The organism is Bacillus sp. FG16, assembly GCF_057809515.1.
The window spans coordinates 1-1,603 of record NZ_JBMDKC010000236.1; the positions used below are offsets into that span (position 1 = coordinate 1).

Annotated in this window: 1 protein-coding gene; it reads right to left on the reverse strand. The window is 36.9% G+C overall.

The genetic code is table 11. The features are described from left to right. Positions 1-149: 149 nt before the first annotated feature. On the reverse strand, positions 150-1,603 hold a 1,454-nt coding region (locus tag ACODS7_RS31865; RefSeq protein ID WP_488828560.1), incomplete at its 5' end, for a Tn3 family transposase.

Genomic DNA, 1,603 nt, shown 5'->3' on the forward strand with positions numbered 1-1,603 from the left:
AGTTCAAATGAACAAAAGTTAATATTGTGTCTATCCTTAAGTTGATGGGCATGGCCTCACCATACCATTTCGGGAAAATTGTACGTTTAGACACAATTTGGACACATTTTTACCGATTCCGTATTTACATAGGGAATCGGTATGGGGTGTTAATATCTATTTCTTGCATATTTTGTTCGCAAAGGTCTTAACTGATGAATTGATTTCTTTTGCTGTACATTCCAAATATAATCACCTGTTAATGCAATATGTTCCCAACCTAATGGAGAAATGTGTGGCACATATTCTTCTGGAATTTCCATTCCTTGCGATCGTAATAATTCAATCGCTTTTTCAATATACACTGTATTCCAAATAACAATTACAGAAATTAATAACTGAAGACCATTCACTCGATGCAATTGGTCTTCATAAGAACGATCACGTATTTCTCCTAATCGATGAAAACACACAGCTCGTGCAAGTGAATGTTTCGCTTCTCCTTTATTTAGCCCCACTTGAACGCGCCTTCTCAGTGCAGGATCTTGCAGCCACTCTAATGTATATAGTGTTCTTTCTATACGTCCAATTTCTCGTAATGCTACCGCTAAACTATTTTGCCGTGGATAAGATGCTAACTTTTTTAAAATAAGAGATGCAGTAACTGTTCCATTTTGCACAGAACTGATTAATCTTAATAATGCATCCCAGTTGTCTCGTATATGTTTCATTTGTATAGTGCCGCCAATCATAAAGTTTAGCTCTGGATAATAGGAAGGTTTGTCGATTGTATAAATTTTCGTCTTATCTATACTTTTAATTCTCGGAGAGAATCGAAACCCTAACATATGACACATAGCAAATACATGATCTACAAATCCAGCAGCATCCGTATAATGTTCTTCAATTCTAGTATCAGCTTCATGGTATAATAATCCGTCTATAATATGAGGCGCCTCCTCAGAAGAACTAATGACTTGGGCGTAAAAAGGATCATATTGATCTGAAATATGAGTATAGAAGTTTAGCCCAGGATCTCTCCCATGTTTGGCATTCACTTGAGCTAATGGACTAGAAGCACCACTTGACCTAAAATATTGTCCATCTGAAGAAGAAGTGGTTCCATTGCCCCAATAGGTAGCATGCCTATTTTGTCGTTGAAAATTTGATAAGACTCCTAGAGCTTTTGTATAATTTTCGTCACTGATATACCAATCTGCTATCCAAGCAAGTTGTGTGTAGGTAATCGTAGGACATGCATCAGCCATTTTACTTAACCCAAGATTAATCCCCTCGGCTAAAATAGCCGCAAATAATGCAGTTTCATCTTTTGGCCCCGTTTTCGTATGAAGATGTACAAACTGTTGACTAAAATGGGTCCAAGAGTCTACTTCTACTAATAGGTCTGTTAGTTTAATACGTGGTAATACATCATAAATAGCCCTTGTAAGATCCGCCACATCGTCTGGAACATCCTTTTTTAAAGATGGAATTTGGATGTGACCTCCATAAACAGAAACATCCGATAATTCTTGGTTTCGAATGAGTTGATTTACCATTGTTAATTGGTCTTGCATCAATCCGCATCGATTTTGTATATACTCCTCTACATTTGTAGCAATAG